The following is a 21503-nucleotide window of genomic DNA, read 5'->3' on the forward strand; positions in this document are numbered from 1 at the left end:
GTGTTTTATAACAACCAAAGACTGCATTCATACCTGGATTACAAAAGTCCGAACCAATATGAAGCTGAAGCAGCAAAAACGATGAAAGTTGCTTAACTGGGGTGTCCGGTTTTACTTGACCAGGTCACTTCGAGTTCGACTTCAAGATCACGAATTAAAGCTTCTGTATTCTCTTTTTCTTGTATGTTTGGATTGTCAAGAATTAGAAACATTCTCAATTCGTCAAGTGATTCCATTATTTCATTAAATCTTTCTTGTGATTGTTTCACTTCAAATACTCCTGTAAAAAAATAAAGGGGTTTGTTTTATGCTTTCTTACGATGCCAGCCGGAGGTAACAGCGAGTTCACAGGATTCCTTTGGAACAACTAAACGCTGTCCGGATTGGCCGTAACAAACACATCCGAGTTTAGGACTCGCTAAACAAGCGGATACGATTGACCAGTCAATGTCATGTGTCAGTAATTGGACATCAAACAGGTTACGCTGTAACTCGACCGGCTGGACCGGCTGCGGTGTAACAGTAACCGGCTGCTCTATCGGTTTTTCGTCAGATAATATAATTTCAGTATCCGGATTAGTTTTAGCTACTACTCTCTGAATGCCAAAATAAGCAAATACGATGGTTAGCAGGATGGCAACGAGAAAAATATAAAACGTCATCGGAGCGCGTTTCTTAGCTTTTACATGCTGCGTGGCAGAATGATATAAAGCAAAGGATTCCTTGGGAGCTTATAGTTAAAGGAATATCTACCTAAATTTTCTTTGGCCGTTATTATGATTTTTACCGGCTGGAAAATGATCATGGGGCTATTGCATGTTGCGCATCAAGGTCAGTATGCAATGATTTTGGCCACATTGTGCGCCCTGCTTGTGTACAAACTCGGTATTTTCGAAGGTTTGTTACTCGCTTTAGCGATGCACGGAATCGTCAATTACATTGTGCTTTATCATGTACACAATATAAAAACCCGAACAATCATCAAAAAATATCTTGAACGATTTGCCGGTGAAGGTGGTGTGGATTAAGGATTATTTCTGACCAGATTGTTGGTGCACAGACAAGCTAAGAATGGCATCCGCATTACTGCTTGAAAATACTTTTTCAGCCGCTTGTTGCCAAGGCAACCAAATGTAGTTTAAATGTTCCCTGGCAGCAATCTTTATCGATGGTATACCAGGTAAGCATAAACCAAATACATGCTCGGTATTGATTTTGACACCCGGCGCATAGCGCCAGCGCCATTCTTCGTATATTTCATATTGATTCTCAACCTGCCAATCTGTTAAAGAATGATTGGCAGCATTTAAGCCGGTTTCTTCAGAAATTTCACGTATTGCGGTTTGATACAGTGTCTCACCTGGATTTTGGCTTCCGGTAACCGACTGCCAATAACCTGGATGATCCGTTCGCTCCAATAGTAGAACCTGTAGATCAGTCGTGTAGATTACCACCAGAACAGAAACCGGGATTTTATACATTAAAGCAGTAAACTACCCATTCGCTGGCTTTGTTTCAGTTTGACGTAGGCGAATGTTTAGTTCTTTTAACTGCTTTTCATCCACAGTGCTCGGCGCGCGTGTTAACAGGCATTGTGCACGTTGTGTTTTGGGGAATGCAATCACATCACGGATTGATTCTGAACCGGTCATCATAGTTAAAATACGATCTAAACCGAATGCAATGCCCCCGTGCGGCGGGGCTCCATACTGCAGTGCCTCTAACAGGAAACCAAATTTCTCTTGCGCCTCTTGTGCGGAAATATTCAAAGCACGAAACACCTTAGACTGAACATCCTGACGATGAATCCGTACCGAACCGCCACCAATTTCAGAGCCATTTAGAACCATATCATAAGCTTTTGAGATTGCTTTGCCGGGATCTGTTTCCAATAAATCCTCATGCCCATCGACAGGCGATGTGAAGGGATGATGTAGCGCTTGCCAGCGATTTTCTTCTTCATCGCGTTCAAACATTGGAAAATCAACAACCCATAACGGTTTCCAGCCAGATTCAGCGTGACCATGCTGATGACCAATTTTGATACGTAATGCGCCTAAAGATTCATTGACGACTTTAGTTTTATCCGCGCCGAAGAATATCAAATCGCCATTCTTTGCATTAGTGCGCGCAAGAATTGTTTTAATGGTTTCTTCCGGCAGAAATTTCAGAATCGGCGATTGCAACCCTTCAACGCCATCGGCCAGATTATTTACTTTAATGTAAGCCAATCCTTTCGCGCCGTAGATCGCCACAAAGCTGGTATAGTCATCAATTTCCTTGCGCGACAACTCCCCACCTCTCGGCACACACAATGCAGCAACGCGGCCATCCGGCTTCTCCGCCGCTTCACGAAACACCTTAAAAGGAACATCTTTCATGATGTCGGTTAATTCGGTAAATTCTAATGAGACACGTAAATCCGGCTTATCCGAGCCATACTTGAACATCGCGTCTGCATAGGTCAAACGTGGAAATGGGTTGGGTAAATCCACATTATTTAAGGTCTTGAACAGGCCGCGTATCATCTCTTCCATCAGCGACATAATTTCATCGGCTGACAGGAAAGATGTTTCTATATCGATTTGCGTAAATTCCGGCTGTCTATCCGCGCGCAAATCTTCATCGCGGAAACAACGTGTGATCTGATAATAACGATCAAATCCCGATACCATCAAGAGCTGCTTGAACAACTGCGGCGATTGCGGTAATGCAAAAAAATGACCGGCATTAACTCGTGACGGAACCAAATAGTCTCTCGCGCCTTCCGGTGTGGATTTGGTCAACATCGGTGTTTCAATATCCAGAAACCCATGCTGATCCAAAAACACCCGCACCGCCATCGCTACTTTATGGCGCAAGCGAAGATTGGATTGCATCACCGGACGACGTAAATCCAGATAACGATGCTCCAATCGGACGACTTCACTAATATTGTCATCATCCATCAGAAAAGGCGGTGTCAGCGAGCTATTCAATACCTCTATCGCTGCGACCAGAATCTCTATCTCACCGCTGAATAAGGACGTATTGATCGTTCCTTCAGGGCGTCTTCTTACCTTACCTGTGATTTTCAACACAAATTCATTGCGTATTTTTTCTGCGGTTTGGAATGTTTCAACATTGTCAGGATCGCAAACGATCTGCACCAGACCTTCGCGATCGCGCAAATCGATGAATATCACACCGCCATGATCTCTGCGCCGATGAACCCAACCAAAAAGTGTCACTGATTGATCAAGATAATCGGCATTAATGGCGCCACAGTAATTTGTACGCATAATTCTGTTTATTAGTCTGAAGGTGAGATTACGATTCTTTGTTATTAGGCCGCAGGATATCGATATCTATGCGGCAAAAAATGTAGATTGGATCAGTTGTTGCATGGCAGCGTAAGCGATATTTCTCGATCGACTAGTCAGCAGCAGCTGCAGTAGAAACCGGGCTACTTTCCTTAGTTGCGGCTGCCGCCGTATCCTGAGTGGCAGGTGCTGTTGACTGTACACCTTCTTTTGTAGCCGGCTTGGTATCTGTCTGCTTTACTTTGTTATTCTTAAAGTCAGTGACATACCAGCCACTGCCTTTCAATTGAAATCCTGCAGCGGATATCAGTTTTGTATAGTTACTGCTGCCGCAAACAGGACAAGCCGCAATGGGTGCATCACTAATCTTTTGCAAATGTTCTTTCTCGGCACCGCATGAATTGCAAAGATATTCATAAATAGGCATATAGACCTCCAACAATCCAATAATGAGAAACCGGTTATTATACCTTAACCATCTTTTTTGATACGCATCTATGCCATTGCAGATATGTAGCTACGCTAAACGCACAGGAATCAACAAATTTATATCAAAACTACCGTCTAAAGACAGTGGCTTTAACCCATATATAGAAATAAAATTACAGCACATACCGAGCCAGATCCTCGCTTTGCGCCAGATCCTTGAGACGCGCATCAACATACGATGCATCAATGACAATGGTCTCACCGCTGTGCTTGGTTGCATTATAAGAAATTTCTTCGAGCAATTTTTCCATGACGGTGTGCAACCGTCGGGCACCGATATTCTCAGTTTTACTGTTCACGGAATACGCAATCTCGGCCAGACGTTTAATCGCATCGCTGGAAAATTGCAATTGGATACCTTCTGTGGCCAGAAGCGCTTCATATTGACGAGTCAGGCATGCATCCGTATTGGTTAGAATCTGTTCAAAATCACTGACGCTCAGGCTGGTCAGCTCTACACGAATGGGAAAGCGTCCTTGCAATTCTGGAATTAGGTCAGAGGGCTTGGACATATGAAATGCACCACTGGCTACAAACAAGATATGATCGGTTTTGATCATGCCGTATTTGGTTGATACAGTTGTGCCTTCAACCAAAGGAAGCAAATCCCGTTGCACACCTTGGCGTGAAACATCCGCACCTGTACTTCCTGCACGACTAGCGATTTTGTCTATCTCATCCAGAAAAACAATACCATTCTGCTCCACATTTTGTATCGTTGTTAGTTTCAATTCTTCATCATTAATCATTTTCGCGGCTTCTTCTTCCAGCAGCATTTTTCTGGCTTCGCGAATCGTCAGCTTACGGGTTTTCTTTTTATCTCCGGTCATATTCTGAAACATTCCTTGAATCTGCGATGTCAGGTCTTCCATTCCAGGCGGGGCAAAGATTTCCATATTGGCACGTGGTGCAGCCACGTCAATTTCAATCTCCTTGTCATCTAGCTCACCTTCGCGCAATTTCTTGCGAAACTTCTGACGGGTTGCACTATTCTGATCTTCAGCAGTTGAATTCAAGTCAAAATCCCTGGCCGACGGCAACAAGGCATCGAGAATGCGTTCTTCCGCACGGTCTTCTGCAAGCGGTTGTTTCTTTCTGTTTTCTTTCTCGCGCGATTCTTTAACTGCTGTTTCTGCCAGATCGCGGATAATCGAGTCGACATCCCGCCCAACATAGCCAACTTCGGTAAACTTAGTGGCTTCAATCTTGATGAAGGGGGCATTCGCCAATTTTGCCAGACGACGCGCAATTTCAGTTTTTCCCACACCTGTCGGCCCGATCATCAGAATGTTTTTGGGCGTAATTTCTTGACGTAGCGGATCGGCAATTTGCTGTCTGCGCCAACGGTTTCTCAGCGCAATCGCCACGGCGCGCTTGGCTGAATCCTGACCGATAATATGTTTGTCCAGCTCATGGACAATTTCCTGCGGGGTCATTTGAGACATAATGTTAATTCTGCAATAGATAAAATATGAACAGGACTTCCGGATTACAGATCAAACAAATCGTTGCTCGATCTCTATAGTAATAAAAAATGCGTTCTTGATACGTTGGCAGGAATAACTCAGTCGATGGTTTCGATGACATGATCCTGGTTTGTATAAATACAGATATCACCTGCGATTGTGAGTGCTTTTTTCACAATCTCCTTGGGCGGCAAATCGGTATTTTCCAATAGCGCACGGGCGGCAGCCAATGCAAAAGAACCGCCACTGCCAATGGCAGCGAGACCTAATTCCGGTTCGATCACATCGCCAGCGCCGGTAATAATCAACGTCGCATCCTCGTTGGCAACAACCAGCATAGCTTCCAATCTGCGCAGAATCCGGTCTGTGCGCCAGTCTTTGGCTAACTCTACAGCCGCGCGCATAATATGGCCATGATGCGCTTCCAGTTTGCCTTCAAATCGTTCGAACAGGGTAAAAGCATCGGCAGTACCACCGGCAAATCCGGCAAGGATTTTATCATGATAGAGTCTGCGAACTTTGCGGGCACTGGATTTGGCCACAACAGCACCGAGTGTTACCTGACCATCACCACCCAATGCAACTTGACGGCCTCGCCTTACTGAAACAATTGTTGTCATGGAATTTACAGAACGTATTACAAAGTATCATTATAACGTATAAAACATAGTCGATTCAGATTGAAAGATTCTTTGCGTACTCAATCTCTTTTTTTCGCTCGTGGATGCGTAGTATCGTAAACTTTTGTCAGATGCTGGAAATCCAGATGAGTATAGACTTGCGTGGAAGTGATATGCGCATGCCCCAGCATTTCCTGAACGGCACGCAAATCTCCGCTGGATTGCAGCAGATGGGAGGCGAAAGAATGCCGCAAAATATGCGGATGTACATTTTGATGGATACCCTGCTGCCTGGCTCTGTTTTTCAGACGATGGCTGATGGTGCGGGCGCTAATCCCATCGCCGCGCTGCGATAAAAAAAGTGCGGTTACCTCGGGTTTAATAATCAATAAGCGTTGTTCAAGCCAGACTTTTAATGCTTGAATCGCGAAAGCACCGACCGGGACAATACGTTCCTTCCCGCCCTTCCCCAGAACTTTTATCGTTCCCTCCGCAAAATGGATATCCGCAGGCTTCAATTGCGCCAATTCAGCCAGCCTTAAACCGGAAGAATAGAATAATTCAAACATAGCACTATCGCGCGCCATCAAAATGCCATCGGGTGAGAAAGTCAATAGCTGTACAGCTTCATCGGGAGAAAGTGCGTTGGGCAGTTTTTGTGGTGATTTGGGGACACGCATGCCAATGCAGGGATTGTGCTGATAGTGATGTTTGCGGATCAAATAATTGTAAAAGCTGCGCCATGCCGATAACATTCTGGTCAAACTTCTACCAGACAATCCTTTGCTATGGAGCTGCGTAATGACATGACGGATATTCAGAAATTGAACCTGTTCCAAATCGTCTTTATTTAAATGTTTAAACAGAACACGAATGTCGCGAGCGTAATTTTCACTGGTGAGCGGTGACAAGCGCCGTTCATAAGTCAGATGATGGATATATGCAGCGGCCAGTGTTTCAGGTTTACTACTCATTGGTTACGTGATCTTGCATTGCTTCACGGCTTACAGTTTCCACTTGATCATAACGGGTAATGGTGGTGCACACCAACTCCCCTAACCGTTTTAAATGCAGTGTCCCCATTTCGGGATAAAATCTTTCTACATCAGGGCTGCCCAAAACAAGCAAGCCGATGGTTTGTGTTGTATTCAATGGAATCATCGCGAATGAATTGAGGTGTTCAGCGCCCTCACCAAACCATTGCTTGATCTCATCCGCGATATGATTGCCACAATACGGTTGTGACAAACTCGCGGCAATGACATGAATATCCTCACTAATGGGCGTAAATTCGGTATAGGGATTTCCGCTACAGGAAATATCCCAGACACGAATTGCCACAAGCGGAACTGCGAAATCTTCTTTCAGGCTGAAATACAACACACTAAAAAACTCGTCCAAACTGGAAACAGAAAGCAACGCAATAGCCAACCGGTGCATTTTTTCACCGATAGCGTCATTTTCTTCACCAAAACTGATCAGTTCAAGTAATTTATCCTGTAATACGCGATTTCTTTCTCTTAATGAGATCACTTGCCGCTCATTCAACGAAATCACTTTATCATCCTGCGGATGAGAAATTTGAATATCTGCCAGTAAATCAGCATATTCATTGAAGAATTGCGGGTGCTCCTGTAGATACTGCGCGACATCTTCCGGTTTCATCATTCTTCCTTAGTTGGTTACAAATTTATTTCACCTTCAAACACTGTAACTGCCGGACCGGTCATCCATACGGGGGCATCCTCCCCCTGCCAGCCAATTGTCAACTTACCGCCACGTGTGCTGACAGTGACCTGATTATCCAGCAAACCCAGATTAATGCCCGTAACGACTGCTGCGCAGGCACCTGTGCCGCACGCCAGTGTTTCACCAGCGCCACGCTCAAACACCCGCAATTTGATATGGTTACGATCAATTACCTGCATATAGCCAACATTTACTCTTTTGGGAAAACGCGGGTGTGTCTCTATAAAGGCACCTTCCGTCTCTACCGGTGCAGTTTCAATTTCCTGAACCACCCGTACAGCATGCGGATTACCCATCGACAAAGTGCTTATTGTAACTGGCTTATCCGGCATTTCAAGCTGATAAGTCAAAGCAATTTTCTCAGCGACAAAAGGAATTGCTTCCGGCTCGAATAGGGGTTTTCCCATATTGACCGTAACATTTCCATTGATTTCCAGTTTCGGCGATATTACGCCGCTAAGTGTTTCGATGCGAATTTCATTTTTTTGTGTCAAGCCATGGTCGTGAACATAGCGGACGAAACAGCGTGCACCGTTGCCGCATTGTTCAACTTCACTACCATCGGCATTGAAGATACGATAACGGAAATCAGCCTGACCGGCAGCTTTTTCAACCAGCAATAATTGATCGCAGCCGATGCCGAAATGCCGATCGGCGAGCAAGCGAATCTGTTGTTGATCAAGATTTATCGATTGGTTAATGCCGTCCAAGACGACAAAATCATTACCCAAACCCTGCATTTTGGTAAATTTCAGCTTCATGGATTAAATATCCCAGCGATTCAGTTTTGTTAAGAAAAGTCTAATTTTGTTTGGAGTCATGTTTGTTGTCCGCCAGGATCAGTAATTGGAAGTTATTTCCCTGCATTATATCGATGGCATCGGTCTCCAGCATAGTGCCCTGCCCTTTATGATGATAATCAGAATGAATATATAGTCTCTCAATTTTAAGCTTTTCCGGTCTGTTCGTGCACATACAACTGTTTGGAGTCAATCAATCAAAGTTGTAAATTTCTCTTGACCCTCTTTCTAACAACCCTTATTTTATTAGCCGCATCATCAACTCTGAGATATTTTTGCATATTTCGATCGAGCAGCCCGTTGAATTATTCGCTGTGTTGCCGCTGCGGTGTTAGAAACAAGCTCAAAATGCTCTTTACATGCATAAACTGCACTTCTTCGCGTGTTCTATCCTTACATCGGCTACCGTGTAAACATATTTCAATGACTCGCTGAGCATAAATCAAAATCACATGAAATCAACCAAAAGTGACTTATCTATTTAACGACCCTACAAAATTTGCAGATGAGTTGGTTGAAGGCCTCGTAGCGGCACATGCTAGCCGGTTACATCGGGTAGATGGCGGCGTTATCCGTCGACATAAGGCCAAGCCCGGTCAGGTTGTGTTGGTTATCGGCGGCGGCTCGGGTCACTACCCGGCGTTTGGCGGCTTTGTCGGTTCCGGAATGGCGCACGGTGCTGCGATGGGAAACGTCTTCGCGTCGCCATCAGCACAGCAGATTTGTAATGTCGCACAAGCTGTGAATGCCGGAGGCGGCATTCTATTTTGCTACGGTAATTATGCAGGCGATGTCCTCAATTTCAATCAAGCGCAAGAACGCCTCCGTGCTTTGGGCATTGCCGTGCGCACAGTGGTTGTAACCGATGACACCGCATCGGCACCCGTCTCTGAAGGCCATAAACGACGCGGCATCGCCGGTACTCTGCCCGTTTTCAAAGCGGCGGCTGTCGCTGCCGATTCGGGAAGATCGCTCGATGATGTCTTCCGTATCGCCACTGCAGCAAATGATCGCGTACGCACGCTGGGTGTCGCTTTCTCTGGCTGCACTCTTCCGGGTGCGGACAAGCCGCTTTTCGAAGTCGAAAGCGGGAAAATGGAAATCGGGATGGGTATTCATGGGGAACCCGGACTTTACCGCTTGAATGCAACAACTGCCGATGGCTTGGCAGCGCTTTTGGTCGACAAGCTGCTTGCAGAAATTCCTGCAGTGATCAGTAGCCCTGAAGGCGCTCGTGTCGGCGTAATACTCAACGGCCTCGGCGCCATCAAGTACGAAGAATTGTTTGTGGTTTATCGTAAGATTGATCAATTGCTTTCCGCGCGCGGATTGATTATTGTCGAACCGGAAGTGGGTGAATTGATCACGAGCTTTGACATGGCGGGTGTTTCGCTCACGTTGTTTTGGATGAACGATGAACTCGAACAAACTTGGATTGCTGCGGCCGATACGCCGACATTTCGTCGAGGGAATGTCACGCCATCCTCTGGGGAAGCGGTCGATACCGCGGCACTAAAAAATCCACACCAGTTAAACGCCGGGTCTAAACAATCGCAAGCGACTGCGGTGATTGTGTTTGCAGCACTCGAAGCTGCCTGGCAAACAATCGATAAGAATCAAGACGAACTCGGGCGCCTGGATGCGATTGCCGGAGATGGTGATCACGGCATCGGCATGCAACGCGGACTCACTGCAGCAGTCACCGCGGCTAAGGAAGCACTCGTTGCCAAGGCTGGCGCAGGAACGTTGCTCAAGGTTGCCGGCGATGCTTGGTCCGACCGGGCAGGAGGCACATCCGGTGCGTTGTGGGGGGTCATTCTGCGTGAATTGGGTGACGTCCTCGGTGACGCGGCTAGGCCGAATACCTCAGCAATTGCCGCTGGCACTGCTGCCGCACTTCGCGGGGTAATCGATCTCGGTAAAGCACAAATAGGCGATAAAACCATGATCGATGTTCTCCACCCATTTACCGCTGCGCTTGCTTGTGGAGCATCCCGTGGCCTCTCGATTCCGGATGCCTGGGCGACTGCAACGATTATCGCCGATGAAGCGGCCCAGGCCACAGCACATCTTCTGCCCAAGATTGGCCGCGCGCGTCCTCACGCAGAGAAAAGTATGAGTTTCCCTGATCCTGGCGCTATTTCAATGGCCCTGATCATTCGTTCAGTTGGGGAAGTACTTACAGAGCGCTGTTCTTGAACCCATCCAATTTCAACCAGCGCATTTTTCGCACACCGGCAGCTGAAACGATTACAGACTTGGGACGAACGGCAATATATCGATTACATTCGTGGCCAGCTTGTCTAACCATGAATGTAATCAACTTAATCAGAGCTTCCTTAGTATCAAAAACACAAAATAAACCAGTAAAAAACTTCTATTTATTAACTGTCTTCAGCGCTTACCATGTAACAATCCACCCTACTTAATAAACGTTACCGTGCCAGCCTTTTTGTCACCCATTTGACAATCGGGCAGATGCCTTGCAGTATTGGCAATGTTCAAATTCAGAAAGTGAACATCGTCTTGTCATGTGTGTCTCGTAAAAAATAAGGATACTTCAAGCAAATGAACGTAAACATTCACCCCGTCATCCTTTCCGGTGGAAGTGGCACCCGGCTGTGGCCGCTTTCGCGCGCCAATTATCCCAAACAACTGTTACCGCTCGTTGGAAAAGAAACCATGCTGCAGGCCACACTCGCCCGGGCAGCCGCACTATCGAATACGCAGGCACCAATTATTGTGTGTAATTCCGAACATCGCTTCCTGATCCAGGAACAATGTGAAGCGATAAAAATCAAGCCGGAAGCAATTTATCTTGAATCAGTTGGACGCAATACCGCACCAGCCATTGCGCTTGCCGCATTTCATCTGGCGCAGATCAATGAAAACGCCTTGATGATCGTTTTGCCAGCCGATCACGTCATTGACGATCCGATTGCTTTTGCACAAGCGGTGGAAACAGCGAAAGTGGCGGCCCAAGAAGGTTATTTGGTGACTTTTGGTGTCGTGCCATCTGCACCGGAGATAGGTTATGGTTATATTAAAGCCGGTGCAGCGCTTTCGTTTGCCACGCCCATTGCACTGACTGCTTATCAGGTTCAATCTTTTTTTGAGAAACCTAACCGGGAAACCGCTGCAGCTTATTTACAGGAAGGCGGTTATACCTGGAATAGCGGCATGTTCGTTTTTACTGCCAAAAATTATTTGCAAGAATTGCAGCGGCATCGGCCGGATATCTTTGCCGCCGTTCAGAAGGCTTGGCAAGAAAAAACCACGGATCTTGGCTTTATCCTTCCCGGTAAGGAGGCGTTTACGGCTTCTCCATCGGATTCGATTGATTATGCCATCATGCAGGTGACCGATCGTGCTGCCGTGGTACCCGCACAGTTCGGCTGGAGCGATGTCGGATCCTGGGATTCCCTGTGGCAGATTGCACCGAAGGACGGCGATGGTAACGTCACCAGTGGCGATACGCTCGCTTTTGATACCAAAAATAGTTATATTCGTGCGGAAAATCGCCTAGTCGCCGTAATCGGACTCGATGACGTCATTGTCGTCGAAACAGCCGATGCTGTGCTGGTAATGCACAAAAGCAAGGCACAGCATCTCAAGACTGCGATACAGCACCTTGAATCCAGCCAGCGCAAGGAACATCTCGAACATCTGCGAGTCCATCGCCCATGGGGTTGGTATGAAGGAATCGACAAAGGAGAACGTTTTCAGGTCAAACGAATCATGGTGAAACCGGGAGAAAAACTGTCACTTCAAATGCATCACCATAGAGCGGAACATTGGATAGTCGTCAGCGGCACCGCGAAAGTCACTGTAGAAAATCAAGAAACCTTGTTTACAGAAAACCAATCGACGTACATCCCGCTTGGAAAATCGCATCGTCTCGAGAATCCTGGAAAAATTCCCTTACATCTAATAGAGGTTCAATCGGGAACTTATCTTGGCGAAGACGATATCGTACGATTTCAGGATTCATACGGGCGCACCATTTGACTTGGGAAACCCAGGCCCTATAATTTTATAAACTAAAGATGTACGCTAACGGATTCAACAAAATAACTTTCTAATCCATACTTCCAATCTTCGGGTAGCGATGACATCATCACGGTTATAACGCAGTATTTCTGCTTTGAGTTTTTGTTTCTCAGCTAAGTTTGTCTCTAAGCGAAAACGATTGAATTGCGCGACTGACCATTGCGATCCGGATTCTTCATTTTCCCATTGAAAATTAACCAGATCCGGATGTTTGCAGATGTCTTTAAGACCATACCCCTGTAGCGGCAGCACCAGACAATCCAGAACCGGATTTTGCATATCAAACAGAGGGCTATTCGCGCCGAGCAGCCATGCCACAGTAGTATGATTTTCCATCGTATAGCGTTCGGCATATTGCCGGATGGTGGCTTTTTCGTGATTGGAATAATGTGCAAGTACCAATGGAGAATAATTCGAACGGTATTCTTCAATTTTTTGCAAGAAACTGAGCCAACCTTTGTAATCACCGGCTTCATCATCGGTCCACACATAGTCAAAGTTCTCTCGGGTATATGCGGGTACCAGAAACCCCCAAAGATAAACATGACGCTCCCGGTTTGGCGTTAAGGGATTGTCTTCAATATCAAAATGAATCCAGGTACCCTCCGGCAAAGTGGCTTTATTCAATTGAAATACCTTACCGCTGAGAAACGAGCTGGCTTGCAGGATAGCGCGGTGTTTTCTTTTATTACCTTTGAGATAAGGCACATCCGGTATGGATTCGACTGTGCTCATAGCAAGCTGAGAGATTGTTGAAATACCCGCTTCTGCCAGATGCTCCGCAGCCTTGCCGTGAATTCCATAAAGCAACGAGATATCTTCTTTCGCTTCAAAATCCGGACGGCAATGAGCATCATATGGACAGATGCGGCATTTACTGTGGCTATAACGAACCGCCGGTTGTTGCGGCAAATCAAGCAATGCTCTCATACCGGTTATAAATTCATCGACTACTGGATTGACCTCATCACCAAGCCATGCTGTGCGGCCATCCCCGAGAAAAACCATTGCAGGCAATTCATTTCTCAGTAACCGGCGATATATTCCCAGTTGGATCTGGATTGCCTTTTTATTTTCACTGAGTGAAAGCTTGGCATCAGCAGGCTGATATTCACCACTTTCATGACGAATCAAAAAATCGGGATATCCCGCCAAACCTTGTTGCTCATCTACAAGCCGTCCCTGGTAAATAACTGGCGCGCCTTGTTGCATCAAAACTTGGGTATGATCGAAGGAAATTGCTTGAGTCACTGGATACTGGCTTTCCAGCCTAGCCAGCATAGCGGCCTCATGCGCTAGCCCTAGATCGCTGAGTAGCTGATTAAATGCATCCGGCTCAACAGTAATGGATTGATGTTTATCCAGCCAGGCACGCCGGATGCATGCGATCCACGCGGCAGCATCACTGGGTTTGATTAGAGTTTGGGTAGATTGGCTGGCAGTCATGGCTTTTATTCAAAAGCCTCAAAATAAAACTGCCTATTTTAGCGGATTTAACTGATGCGCATTCGCCGAATACCTGCGATGGCAATTCCCATAGCATTATCCTGCCGGTTAGCTACGACTAACTGTAAACACTTTCTTTGAATTGCTGTTGAATCAATTCAACTTTCTGCTGGTTCTCAAGCAAAGCATATACACAATCACTGTCCAGTTTCTCGCCGGCAAGCTGTTTGAGCATGTTAAATGCTCTCTCATTGCTCCAAGCTTCCTTGTAAGGACGGCTGGAAGTAAGTGCGTCAAATACATCAGCAACCGCAATAATACGAGCTTCGAGCGGAATATCATCGTTCATCTTGCCAACTGGATAACCGCTGCCATTAACGGCTTCATGGTGAAATTCAGCGATATTTTTTAAAATATCAATGTTACTGAGATTACCAAAACCAAAATTTGCAACAATATCATCAATCATTTTCCTACCTTTACTTGCATGCGTATTCATAATCGATCGCTCATCCTCACTCAGCGGCCCCGGCTTTAGTAGAATGCTATCCGGTATTGAGATCTTTCCAATATCATGAAGCGGCGAAAACATAAAAATATGTTCAATATATGCATCATTCAGATCATATTGATCGGCAAGGGATTCGGCGATGAGGCGGCTATAACGTGACATGCGATCCAAATGACTACCCGTTTCAGGGTCGCGCAAATGGGTAATACCACTGGTTGTTTTCAGCGCTGCGCTCATGACTTTTAACGTGGAGAGTTCGTTCACGACCATCAGTGCGATCAAATGTCCATAAATATCGAGGATGCTTAAAACATTCTCTGTAAACACGTCGCTTTCATGTGAATTGAAAAATAAAAATCCGACAAACTCACCGTTATGAAAAATCGGCATAGTATAGCTCGCTGCATAACCTTGGCGGCCGATCCTTTGCGTGTGCTCATGCGTGCCATCTTCAAAAGTAACTAAATTATTGACAACCCGCGGCAGACCTTTAGCCAGAATCTCCTTTAATGATGGCGCATTATCCAAGGGAGCTTGATAATGAGTCAATGGTTTGTCTTCTCCACTACTATCCATATAAGTTTTCAATATCCGTGTTTTGGTATCGTATAGTGCGATAGCGATACGTGAGATGAATGGAAATTTATCCTGAACAGAATGGTGCGCGCTGACAATCTTGTCTCTTAACGGCAATGGTTTATTGAGATCGTCAAGCAGGTCGTAATGATCAAACATAGTTCCAAGTCTCAAGAAAGAAAAATAACATAACGGTCATGCCGGACTTGAGTTTGAATTTATTTAAAACAGGACAGATCATTTGCTACAATCCCGGACAGTTTATTTGCTCTCTACAATTATGAGGCAACGATGGCGTTTTACGCTACTCGCGGGTTACTTTTATAGTGAGGCAATTCGTTCTCTATAATGCGCTTGACAAACTAACGTTTTCAACGTAGATTTCCTGCGGTGCAAATAGACTGGCGTGATCGGTTTAATTGCAACAACTAATGAGATGGGTTCTCCTTTGCAATCCAGCTAACAAATCCAGATCATGGTTGAGTATCTTTCCTCAGTATGAACCCTCCAGAATAATATTATGTGACAGTCAATACATACATATTTCTGGAGGTGCCTTTTGAAAACCAAACATCCAATGCACCTGAAACACTTACGCACAGATATTTGCGTGTAGGCAAGAATTCCAAAGACGGCTCCGTGGAAATAAAAAGTGTAAGGTTTCGTGATCGATGCACTTAAGCACGATTAACAATCAGACAGCATGAGGCATTACAAGATAAGCAATACAATTTAGCTGTATGACACACCTATGAAAAATTGGCTGCAACGTCTGCATCCGTTCAAAACTATCGAGGCTCGACGCCTTGCAATCTTATTTGCTATCGTCTATTTCGCCCAAGGCATGTCCGCACTGCCCATCCAGGTGATTGCCATTAGCTTCAAAGATCATGGTCTGGAGGCTGATGATGTTGCGACTTTCTTTCTTCTGGCGTCGATTCCATGGTTCATTAAACCACTCTACGGATTGATCTCGGACTTCCTGCCGTTGTTCGGCCAACGGCGCAAGAGCTATCTGCTGCTGACTTCGGCGCTGGCGTGCATGGCCGGATTGACTGCCGGATTTTCGACGCATTATACCTATTGGGAACTTGCCATTCTCTATACGGCGATGGGATTGGGTCTAGCCTATAACGATGTGCTGACCGATGCGCTGATGGTCGAAAATGGCAAATCACACGGACTCACCGGAGCTTTTCAATCCGTGCAATGGACTGCGGTCACCGCCGCATCAATCATCGTGGGACTGCTGGGCGGATATTTTGCCGAGCACCGGAACCTGCAAGCCGCTTTTGCCGTTGCAGCGATATTTCCTTTTATCGTACTGCTGATGACTGTATTTTTCGTGCGCGAGAAGCAAGTGGATCCAAAAAATACCGGATTCAAGGAAATCTGGGCAGCGCTAAAGGAAGGATTCGGGGAACGTTCGGTATGGCTGGTAGCCGGCTTCATCTTTTTGTTCAATTTTAGTCCGTCCTTCGGTCCGGCATTTCTCTACTACCAAACCGATGTTCTCGGCTTCAGTCAACAATATATCGGCCTCCTGAGTTCAGTCGGTGCGGCAACCAGCATCGCTGGCGCGTTCATCTACGCACCCCTGTCGCGATCAATGCCGCTGCGCCGCCTGATTAATTTCGCCATCGGCTTATCGGTGATAACTTTGCTGACTTACCTGGCTTACCACGATGAGACTTCTGCGTTGTTCATCCATATCATCTGGGGCATCACCGGCATGATTACGACACTGGCCTTCCTTGATCTGGCTGCCAGGGCATGCCCCAAGCGTGCAGAAGCGACTTTCTTTGCATTACTTATGTCCATTTTCAATCTCGGCACGCTGGCTTCACAGAACGTTGGCGCGCACTTGTACACCGAACTTGGCGAAGGGCCGTTTGCATACACATGGCTTGTAATCATTTCCACGCTCGCAACAGCTGCGATCTGGCTGCTCGTTCCACTGGTGCATATCGAACGCATCGAGTCGCACGCGCAGCATCGTTAGAATCTACCCCTGAATCGCTTGATCTAACCATTTAACGCTGATAGCAGGCAACTTCGTCGCCGGCAAAAATCATTTTGGGCACTATGTTACCGAGCGCACAGAAGCGCAATCACTTCCTCAGTAGAATAAAAAAAATCACAGGTAGATTAGTTATGTGACTCGTAGCACGCGAATCGATGCCGGTTCGTTTTTAGATGTTTCAACTAATATGAGGAATTCATCATGAATAAAGATCAAGTAAAGGGCGGAGCAAAAGACATCGCCGGAAAAATTCAGGAAGAAGCTGGTAAACTGGTTGGCAGTAAAGAGCAGCAAGCCAAAGGACTGGAAAAACAGGTCGAAGGCAAAATACAGCAAGGTATTGGTGATTTAAAAGAAACCGCCAAGAAAGTTTAGCAATACCAGCCGCGCAAACATCAAGATCGTTTTTTTAGTGTGCGCGGCACAATTACATAAAGTATCGATAGTACATTTCCGCTTCGTTTTCAGGGGAAAATTTACAAACGATTCCTCCGATGTCGAGTTGCAGTATCTCGGCAGATGACCGCTCCAAGCATTCATTACCACATTGTAAGCACCATCATCCTAACCTTGCTCCTAACATCATGCTGATCTGTCAGCCCGGAGCTATGAGTAATTTGTTCAATTCTGGAGAAAAAATCATGAATATCAAAAATAAATTCATTGTTCTGACTATCACGCTTGTCGGCAGCTTGTCTCATGCAGCGTATGGAGAGGACAAGAACCAAGGATATCAGGCTAGGCCTGACACTACGGTTGGAACACAAATCAACGACAGTGTCATCACTACAAAAGTAAAATCCGCACTGCTTAAAGACACCGGTCTGGAAAGTTTGGATATCAAAGTCGAAACACGTAAAGGCGAAGTTCAACTGAGCGGTTTTGTGCACAGTCAAAGCCAGATTGATCGTGCCGTCATGATTGCCCAGAAAGTGGAAGGTGTCAAACAAGTCGATAACAAAATGGACATAGAGACTAAAGATACCAGCGTAGGCGACAAGATCAATGACGGCGTCATTACGACTAAAGTAAAAGCCTCGTTCTTTAGCGATTCGACTATCGAGAGTTCCGATATCAGTGTAGTAACACGAGATGGGGAAGTCCAACTCAGTGGATTTGTAGAAAACCAAGCGCAAATGGACCGGGCGATCGAGCTCGCAGGAAAAGTCGCTGGCGTAAACAAAATCCTCAACGAAATGAGCATCAAGAAGTAAAAACACTGCTTGCCTTTTATTCAGATCGTTTCGTCGGTTCTGAATTTTGATAAAAGATAAATAAACAATCCCGCAGCAGACTGATGGGGGTGTGTTTATCTAGGAGTCTGTCGGACTTAAGCAATCGCGGCGAGCCGAGTGGGAGAGCGAACGCATATTTTCTCTATTTTTAGACACATAATCGATCCACACAACGAGAAATTGAGGAAATATGAACCGTTATCCCACTGGCGCAGTAGATTGACCTTAAATCAGACAGACTCCTAGGGCACCCTTACTATCAAAATGTACCCGTAATAGGCAACTTGCCGATAATCAGGCCAGCCGGTAACAGTCAAAAAGATCGGACGGCATTACTTCTAAACCACAGAGACTAAAGAAAACATTGAGTTTCTAGTGCAACACAGACCTAGAAGAAATCGATTGTACCTGTTTCTTTTTTTTCAACAATATGTCCGCTTTCCAAAAGACTTTCATAAAAATGCAGTTGGTTTTTCCCATTGTTTTTCGCGTGATAGAGCGCTTGATCTGCACGTCCAATAATTTCAGATGCGAGGTGGTGAGTTTCGCTAATCAAAGTAGCACCCACACTAATCGTGACCGTATTGATTTGCGGAAAGCGATATTCTTCAATTTTTTTCCGAAAACGTTCCAGTGCTTTAGCAGCTTCCGCTTGATCTGGGACATGGAAGATGACTACAAACTCTTCTCCGCCGAAACGAAATAATAAATCCTTTGCGCGGAAATTTTGTTTCATTACATAGGATAATAGTAATAGAACTTCATCGCCCATAATATGGCCAAACCGGTCATTGATAGCCTTAAAATCATCAATATCAATAATAGCGAGACAAAATTCTTCTGTTCCTGTTTTAGGTCTTCTCCGGTTTTGTTCATCCCCGTTAGGCTGTTGGCTAATATCCGAATTTAAAGTAAGCGAGCTGATTTTATTGATATTCGCTTCAAAAGTTTGGCGGTTCAGCAAACCCGTCAATTTATCTTTCTGGCTCTCATCCAACAGACTGCGAAAGTTATAGGTGATACTCAACAAGCTAGTGATTATGAGCATTTCTCCTTCAGTTAATGAATGAGAAAGCTCAAAAGATAGCAAACTTTCAATTTTATTGGCGGCAAAGATTGGATAAACAACCAGGTATTGATCTCCCTGCTGTTGAATATAAGGTTTTTTTGTTGTCTCTACCCACAACTGAGCTGATTTGATCTCTTCAGGAATCACGATTTCAGAGGTGTAGATTTCTTGCGACTCTGAAAACTGTCTTTTATTATCGTCTTGAATCAAGTTGGTTGAATGCGTAGACAACCAGCACGTCGTGTTGGTTTGATTGAGTTTGTACATTGCTATCTGATTAATTTTTAATAGATCAGCCAATGTTTTTAATAAACTAATCTCGAATAATTCAACATCTCGAATGGTGGTTAATGAAACTAATCGATTCAGCAGAGAAGGCGGTCCGGCATCTTGTTTATTAATCATGTGTAAGATTTAGATGACAAAGCAATGGCGTGATTATAGCTGCATTACTTCATCGATAAAACTTTAAGTTCAATTAAATGGATTGTATAAGCGCTCAATCAGAATCTCCTGATTGGAATGCAACGATGCAGTAGACGCTTGGAAAAACTGATGGTATATGATAGAAAATACAGTCAAAAAAACAAATCTATCACAGCAAATTTCAGGACATTTAAGCCGCAGAAATTAATGAGGATTAAGAACATGTATGTAACTATTGTCACTGTTTCAGTCAAACCGGAGAATGTGGAAGCATTCAAGGAAGCCTGCCGGTTAAACCACGAAAACTCCATACGCGAACCGGGTAATATTCGTTTTGATATTCTGCAATCTGCAGATGATCCGGCAAAGTTTGTATTTTACGAAGCCTATAAAACCCAGCAAGATGCCGCCGCGCATAAAGAAACTGCGCATTATCTGGTATGGCGCGATACCGTGGCGGCTTGGATGGTTGAACCGCGCAAAGGCATCGTCTATGACGGCTTGTATCCAGTCGTAAACAACTGATGGCCAATTTCTCCATCGCCCGATTGCCGCGCATCGAATTTGGCGCGGGTACCCTAAAAAAAGGGCCGGATATTATTGCGGGCTATGGTTCGCGCATTCTACTGGTAACAGGCGCTCGTTCCTTCACTAGTACCAATCACTGCCAGTCTTTTATCGATCAACTCAAGCAACGTTCAATCCGTTGGCAGCATTGCACAATTGCCGACGAACCTTCCCCCGCTCTGATCGATGATCTCGTCAAAACTTATGCCAATGACACCTTTGATGCCGTGGCCGGAATCGGTGGCGGTAGCGCACTCGATGCCGCCAAAGCGATTGCCGGATTACTGAAAGTACAGCGCTCCGTGATGGATTATCTCGAAGGTGTCGGCCCGGAATTGCCCTACGAAGGGCCCTCTATACCATTCATCGCCGTGCCCACCACCGCCGGCACCGGTAGCGAAGCGACCAAAAATGCTGTGCTCAGTGTACAAGGCGAGAACGGTTTTAAAAAATCTTTCCGCCATGACAAACTGGTCGCCGAATATGCCATTATCGACCCGGATTTACTCGCCAGTTGCCCACCCAGCGTAATCGCCGCCAATGGCATGGATGCGTTAACACAACTGCTGGAATCGTATGTTTCCCTCAAATCCAATGCATTCACCGATGCCTTGGCGATCAGCGGCCTGCAAGCCGCCCGCGATGCGCTGATCCCGCTCTATCGCCAAGAAGGAGAACTTGCACAACATCGCGAAAAAATGGCTTACGCCGCCCTACTCTCCGGCATCACGCTGGCGCAAGTTGGCTTGGGCTCAGTGCATGGTTTGGCCTCCCCACTCGGCGCTTTTTACCCGATCCCGCACGGCGTCGTCTGCGGCACGCTGGTCGCATCCGCCACACGAATCAATATTCACAGCATGTTGGCACGGGAACCGAACAATCAAGCACTAGCAAAGTATTTACATGTAGCTGAGATCCTCTGCCAAGAACGCTTTACGGATCCGCAAGCGGCTTTTAATGCATTGATCGATCTGTTAGCTGACTGGACGGATGAACTCGCATTACCACGCCTAGCGCATTATGGCCTGCAAGAATCCGGGCTCGATAAAATCATCGCCAACTGCCGTGGCAGCAGCATGAAAACCAATCCCATCGTTCTGAAGGATGAAGAAATTAGGCAGATTTTGCTGGAGCGTTTGTAACAATTAAAAACCAAGTTAAATTGAATGATTAT

Annotated in this window: 23 protein-coding genes; 9 read left to right on the top strand and 14 right to left on the bottom strand. The window is 45.8% G+C overall.

From position 1 onward, the window contains the following. Positions 1–96: IS3 family transposase (locus QZ942_RS14020; protein WP_366835997.1), on the top strand; the 96-nt coding region annotated here is incomplete at its 5' end. On the opposite strand, the gene QZ942_RS03145 is transcribed toward QZ942_RS14020, so the two are convergent. Together QZ942_RS03145 and QZ942_RS03150 are read right to left on the bottom strand one after the other, a co-directional pair. Next, positions 93–269 carry a hypothetical protein gene (locus tag QZ942_RS03145; RefSeq protein WP_292993192.1) on the bottom strand — a complete coding sequence of 59 codons (177 nt, stop codon included), beginning with the start codon at positions 267–269 and terminating at the stop codon, positions 93–95. The genes QZ942_RS14020 and QZ942_RS03145 overlap by 4 nt on opposite strands. Positions 270–305: 36 nt before the next feature. Beyond that, entirely contained in the window at positions 306–662 is a 357-nt protein-coding gene (locus QZ942_RS03150; protein ID WP_292993193.1) for a hypothetical protein, read from the bottom strand. 102 nt (positions 663–764) lie between these two features. On the opposite strand from QZ942_RS03150, the gene QZ942_RS03155 reads away from it, so the two are divergent. After that, entirely contained in the window at positions 765–1028 is a 264-nt protein-coding gene (locus tag QZ942_RS03155; RefSeq protein WP_292993194.1) for a hypothetical protein, read from the top strand. A gap of 3 nt (positions 1029–1031) precedes the next feature. Here the strand turns inward: QZ942_RS03155 and nudB are convergent, their stop codons facing one another. From nudB to QZ942_RS14025, 9 genes are all read right to left on the bottom strand, one after another. Further along, positions 1032–1481 carry a dihydroneopterin triphosphate diphosphatase gene (nudB, locus tag QZ942_RS03160; RefSeq protein ID WP_292993195.1) on the bottom strand — a complete coding sequence of 150 codons (450 nt, stop codon included), beginning with the start codon at positions 1479–1481 and terminating at the stop codon, positions 1032–1034. Positions 1482–1493: 12 nt separating this feature from the next. Next, positions 1494–3281: an aspartate--tRNA ligase gene (gene aspS / locus QZ942_RS03165; RefSeq protein WP_292993196.1), complete on the bottom strand. Its 1788-nt coding sequence runs from the start codon at positions 3279–3281 to the stop codon at positions 1494–1496. A gap of 133 nt (positions 3282–3414) precedes the next feature. Then, a complete protein-coding gene (locus QZ942_RS03170) occupies positions 3415–3729 on the bottom strand; it encodes a zinc ribbon domain-containing protein (RefSeq protein ID WP_292993197.1) in 315 nt (104 codons plus the stop codon). A gap of 175 nt (positions 3730–3904) precedes the next feature. Further along, positions 3905–5236, bottom strand: coding sequence for an ATP-dependent protease ATPase subunit HslU (gene hslU, locus QZ942_RS03175; protein WP_292993198.1), 1332 nt, complete (start codon positions 5234–5236; stop codon positions 3905–3907). A gap of 119 nt (positions 5237–5355) precedes the next feature. Next, positions 5356–5877, bottom strand: a complete 522-nt coding sequence (gene hslV / locus QZ942_RS03180; protein WP_292993199.1) for an ATP-dependent protease subunit HslV — start codon at positions 5875–5877, stop codon at positions 5356–5358. An 80-nt stretch (positions 5878–5957) separates the two neighbouring features. Further along, positions 5958–6851, bottom strand: coding sequence for a tyrosine recombinase XerC (gene xerC / locus QZ942_RS03185; protein ID WP_292993200.1), 894 nt, complete (start codon positions 6849–6851; stop codon positions 5958–5960). Continuing rightward, positions 6844–7542 carry a DUF484 family protein gene (locus tag QZ942_RS03190; RefSeq protein WP_292993201.1) on the bottom strand — a complete coding sequence of 233 codons (699 nt, stop codon included), beginning with the start codon at positions 7540–7542 and terminating at the stop codon, positions 6844–6846. Before QZ942_RS03190 ends, xerC begins: the two co-directional genes overlap by 8 nt. Positions 7543–7559: 17 nt before the next feature. Next, complete coding sequence (gene dapF / locus QZ942_RS03195) at positions 7560–8387, bottom strand: diaminopimelate epimerase (protein ID WP_292993202.1); 828 nt, start codon at positions 8385–8387, stop codon at positions 7560–7562. A 40-nt stretch (positions 8388–8427) separates the two neighbouring features. Further along, on the bottom strand, positions 8428–8601 hold the full coding sequence (locus QZ942_RS14025) for a GNAT family N-acetyltransferase (RefSeq protein WP_366835991.1): 174 nt from the start codon (positions 8599–8601) through the stop codon (positions 8428–8430). A 293-nt stretch (positions 8602–8894) separates the two neighbouring features. On the opposite strand from QZ942_RS14025, the gene QZ942_RS03200 reads away from it, so the two are divergent. Then, positions 8895–10625: a dihydroxyacetone kinase family protein gene (locus QZ942_RS03200; protein WP_292993204.1), complete on the top strand. Its 1731-nt coding sequence runs from the start codon at positions 8895–8897 to the stop codon at positions 10623–10625. Between the two features lie 369 nt (positions 10626–10994). After that, a complete protein-coding gene (locus tag QZ942_RS03205; protein WP_292993206.1) occupies positions 10995–12434 on the top strand; it encodes a mannose-1-phosphate guanylyltransferase/mannose-6-phosphate isomerase in 1440 nt (479 codons plus the stop codon). Between the two features lie 54 nt (positions 12435–12488). On the opposite strand, the gene QZ942_RS03210 is transcribed toward QZ942_RS03205, so the two are convergent. Together QZ942_RS03210 and QZ942_RS03215 are read right to left on the bottom strand one after the other, a co-directional pair. Further along, positions 12489–13922, bottom strand: coding sequence for a TM0106 family RecB-like putative nuclease (locus QZ942_RS03210; RefSeq protein WP_292993208.1), 1434 nt, complete (start codon positions 13920–13922; stop codon positions 12489–12491). A 118-nt stretch (positions 13923–14040) separates the two neighbouring features. Further along, positions 14041–15168 (bottom strand): HD domain-containing phosphohydrolase, encoded by a 1128-nt coding sequence (locus QZ942_RS03215; RefSeq protein WP_292993209.1) that lies wholly within the window; start codon positions 15166–15168, stop codon positions 14041–14043. Between the two features lie 592 nt (positions 15169–15760). On the opposite strand from QZ942_RS03215, the gene QZ942_RS03220 reads away from it, so the two are divergent. The 3 genes from QZ942_RS03220 to QZ942_RS03230 all read left to right on the top strand — a co-directional run bounded on the left by QZ942_RS03220 (position 15761) and on the right by QZ942_RS03230 (position 18246). Then, positions 15761–17011 carry a folate/biopterin family MFS transporter gene (locus QZ942_RS03220; protein ID WP_292993211.1) on the top strand — a complete coding sequence of 417 codons (1251 nt, stop codon included), beginning with the start codon at positions 15761–15763 and terminating at the stop codon, positions 17009–17011. 222 nt (positions 17012–17233) lie between these two features. After that, positions 17234–17407 carry a CsbD family protein gene (locus tag QZ942_RS03225; RefSeq protein WP_292993212.1) on the top strand — a complete coding sequence of 58 codons (174 nt, stop codon included), beginning with the start codon at positions 17234–17236 and terminating at the stop codon, positions 17405–17407. Between the two features lie 266 nt (positions 17408–17673). Next, a complete protein-coding gene (locus QZ942_RS03230; RefSeq protein ID WP_292993214.1) occupies positions 17674–18246 on the top strand; it encodes a BON domain-containing protein in 573 nt (190 codons plus the stop codon). Positions 18247–18655: 409 nt separating this feature from the next. Here the strand turns inward: QZ942_RS03230 and QZ942_RS03235 are convergent, their stop codons facing one another. Next, entirely contained in the window at positions 18656–19546 is an 891-nt protein-coding gene (locus tag QZ942_RS03235) for a GGDEF domain-containing protein (RefSeq protein WP_292993216.1), read from the bottom strand. A 438-nt stretch (positions 19547–19984) separates the two neighbouring features. On the opposite strand from QZ942_RS03235, the gene QZ942_RS03240 reads away from it, so the two are divergent. Both QZ942_RS03240 and QZ942_RS03245 read left to right on the top strand, forming a co-directional pair. Continuing rightward, a complete protein-coding gene (locus QZ942_RS03240) occupies positions 19985–20287 on the top strand; it encodes an antibiotic biosynthesis monooxygenase (protein ID WP_292993217.1) in 303 nt (100 codons plus the stop codon). Next, on the top strand, positions 20287–21471 hold the full coding sequence (locus QZ942_RS03245) for an iron-containing alcohol dehydrogenase (protein WP_292993219.1): 1185 nt from the start codon (positions 20287–20289) through the stop codon (positions 21469–21471). The genes QZ942_RS03240 and QZ942_RS03245 overlap by 1 nt, the downstream gene beginning before the upstream one ends. Positions 21472–21503: the final 32 nt, after the last annotated feature.

The sequence above is a fragment of the Nitrosomonas sp. genome (assembly GCF_021731985.1).
In the GTDB taxonomy this organism is placed as follows: Bacteria; Pseudomonadota; Gammaproteobacteria; order Burkholderiales; family Nitrosomonadaceae; genus Nitrosomonas.

Excerpts from the sequence above, each read along its gene's own strand:
- QZ942_RS03205 (WP_292993206.1), top strand. The coding sequence starts at position 10,995 with ATGAACGTAAACATTCACCCCGTCATCCTTTCCGGTGGAAGTGGCACC.
- dapF (WP_292993202.1), bottom strand. The coding sequence starts at position 8,387 with ATGAAGCTGAAATTTACCAAAATGCAGGGTTTGGGTAATGATTTTGTC.
- QZ942_RS14025 (WP_366835991.1), bottom strand. The coding sequence starts at position 8,601 with ATGTGCACGAACAGACCGGAAAAGCTTAAAATTGAGAGACTATATATT.
- QZ942_RS03220 (WP_292993211.1), top strand. The coding sequence starts at position 15,761 with ATGAAAAATTGGCTGCAACGTCTGCATCCGTTCAAAACTATCGAGGCT.
- QZ942_RS03225 (WP_292993212.1), top strand. The coding sequence starts at position 17,234 with ATGAATAAAGATCAAGTAAAGGGCGGAGCAAAAGACATCGCCGGAAAA.
- QZ942_RS03210 (WP_292993208.1), bottom strand. The coding sequence starts at position 13,922 with ATGACTGCCAGCCAATCTACCCAAACTCTAATCAAACCCAGTGATGCT.
- QZ942_RS03240 (WP_292993217.1), top strand. The coding sequence starts at position 19,985 with ATGTATGTAACTATTGTCACTGTTTCAGTCAAACCGGAGAATGTGGAA.
- QZ942_RS03215 (WP_292993209.1), bottom strand. The coding sequence starts at position 15,168 with ATGTTTGATCATTACGACCTGCTTGACGATCTCAATAAACCATTGCCG.
- QZ942_RS03190 (WP_292993201.1), bottom strand. The coding sequence starts at position 7,542 with ATGAAACCGGAAGATGTCGCGCAGTATCTACAGGAGCACCCGCAATTC.
- hslV (WP_292993199.1), bottom strand. The coding sequence starts at position 5,877 with ATGACAACAATTGTTTCAGTAAGGCGAGGCCGTCAAGTTGCATTGGGT.
- xerC (WP_292993200.1), bottom strand. The coding sequence starts at position 6,851 with ATGAGTAGTAAACCTGAAACACTGGCCGCTGCATATATCCATCATCTG.
- QZ942_RS03245 (WP_292993219.1), top strand. The coding sequence starts at position 20,287 with ATGGCCAATTTCTCCATCGCCCGATTGCCGCGCATCGAATTTGGCGCG.
- QZ942_RS03230 (WP_292993214.1), top strand. The coding sequence starts at position 17,674 with ATGAATATCAAAAATAAATTCATTGTTCTGACTATCACGCTTGTCGGC.
- QZ942_RS03170 (WP_292993197.1), bottom strand. The coding sequence starts at position 3,729 with ATGCCTATTTATGAATATCTTTGCAATTCATGCGGTGCCGAGAAAGAA.
- nudB (WP_292993195.1), bottom strand. The coding sequence starts at position 1,481 with ATGTATAAAATCCCGGTTTCTGTTCTGGTGGTAATCTACACGACTGAT.
- aspS (WP_292993196.1), bottom strand. The coding sequence starts at position 3,281 with ATGCGTACAAATTACTGTGGCGCCATTAATGCCGATTATCTTGATCAA.
- QZ942_RS03150 (WP_292993193.1), bottom strand. The coding sequence starts at position 662 with ATGACGTTTTATATTTTTCTCGTTGCCATCCTGCTAACCATCGTATTT.
- hslU (WP_292993198.1), bottom strand. The coding sequence starts at position 5,236 with ATGTCTCAAATGACCCCGCAGGAAATTGTCCATGAGCTGGACAAACAT.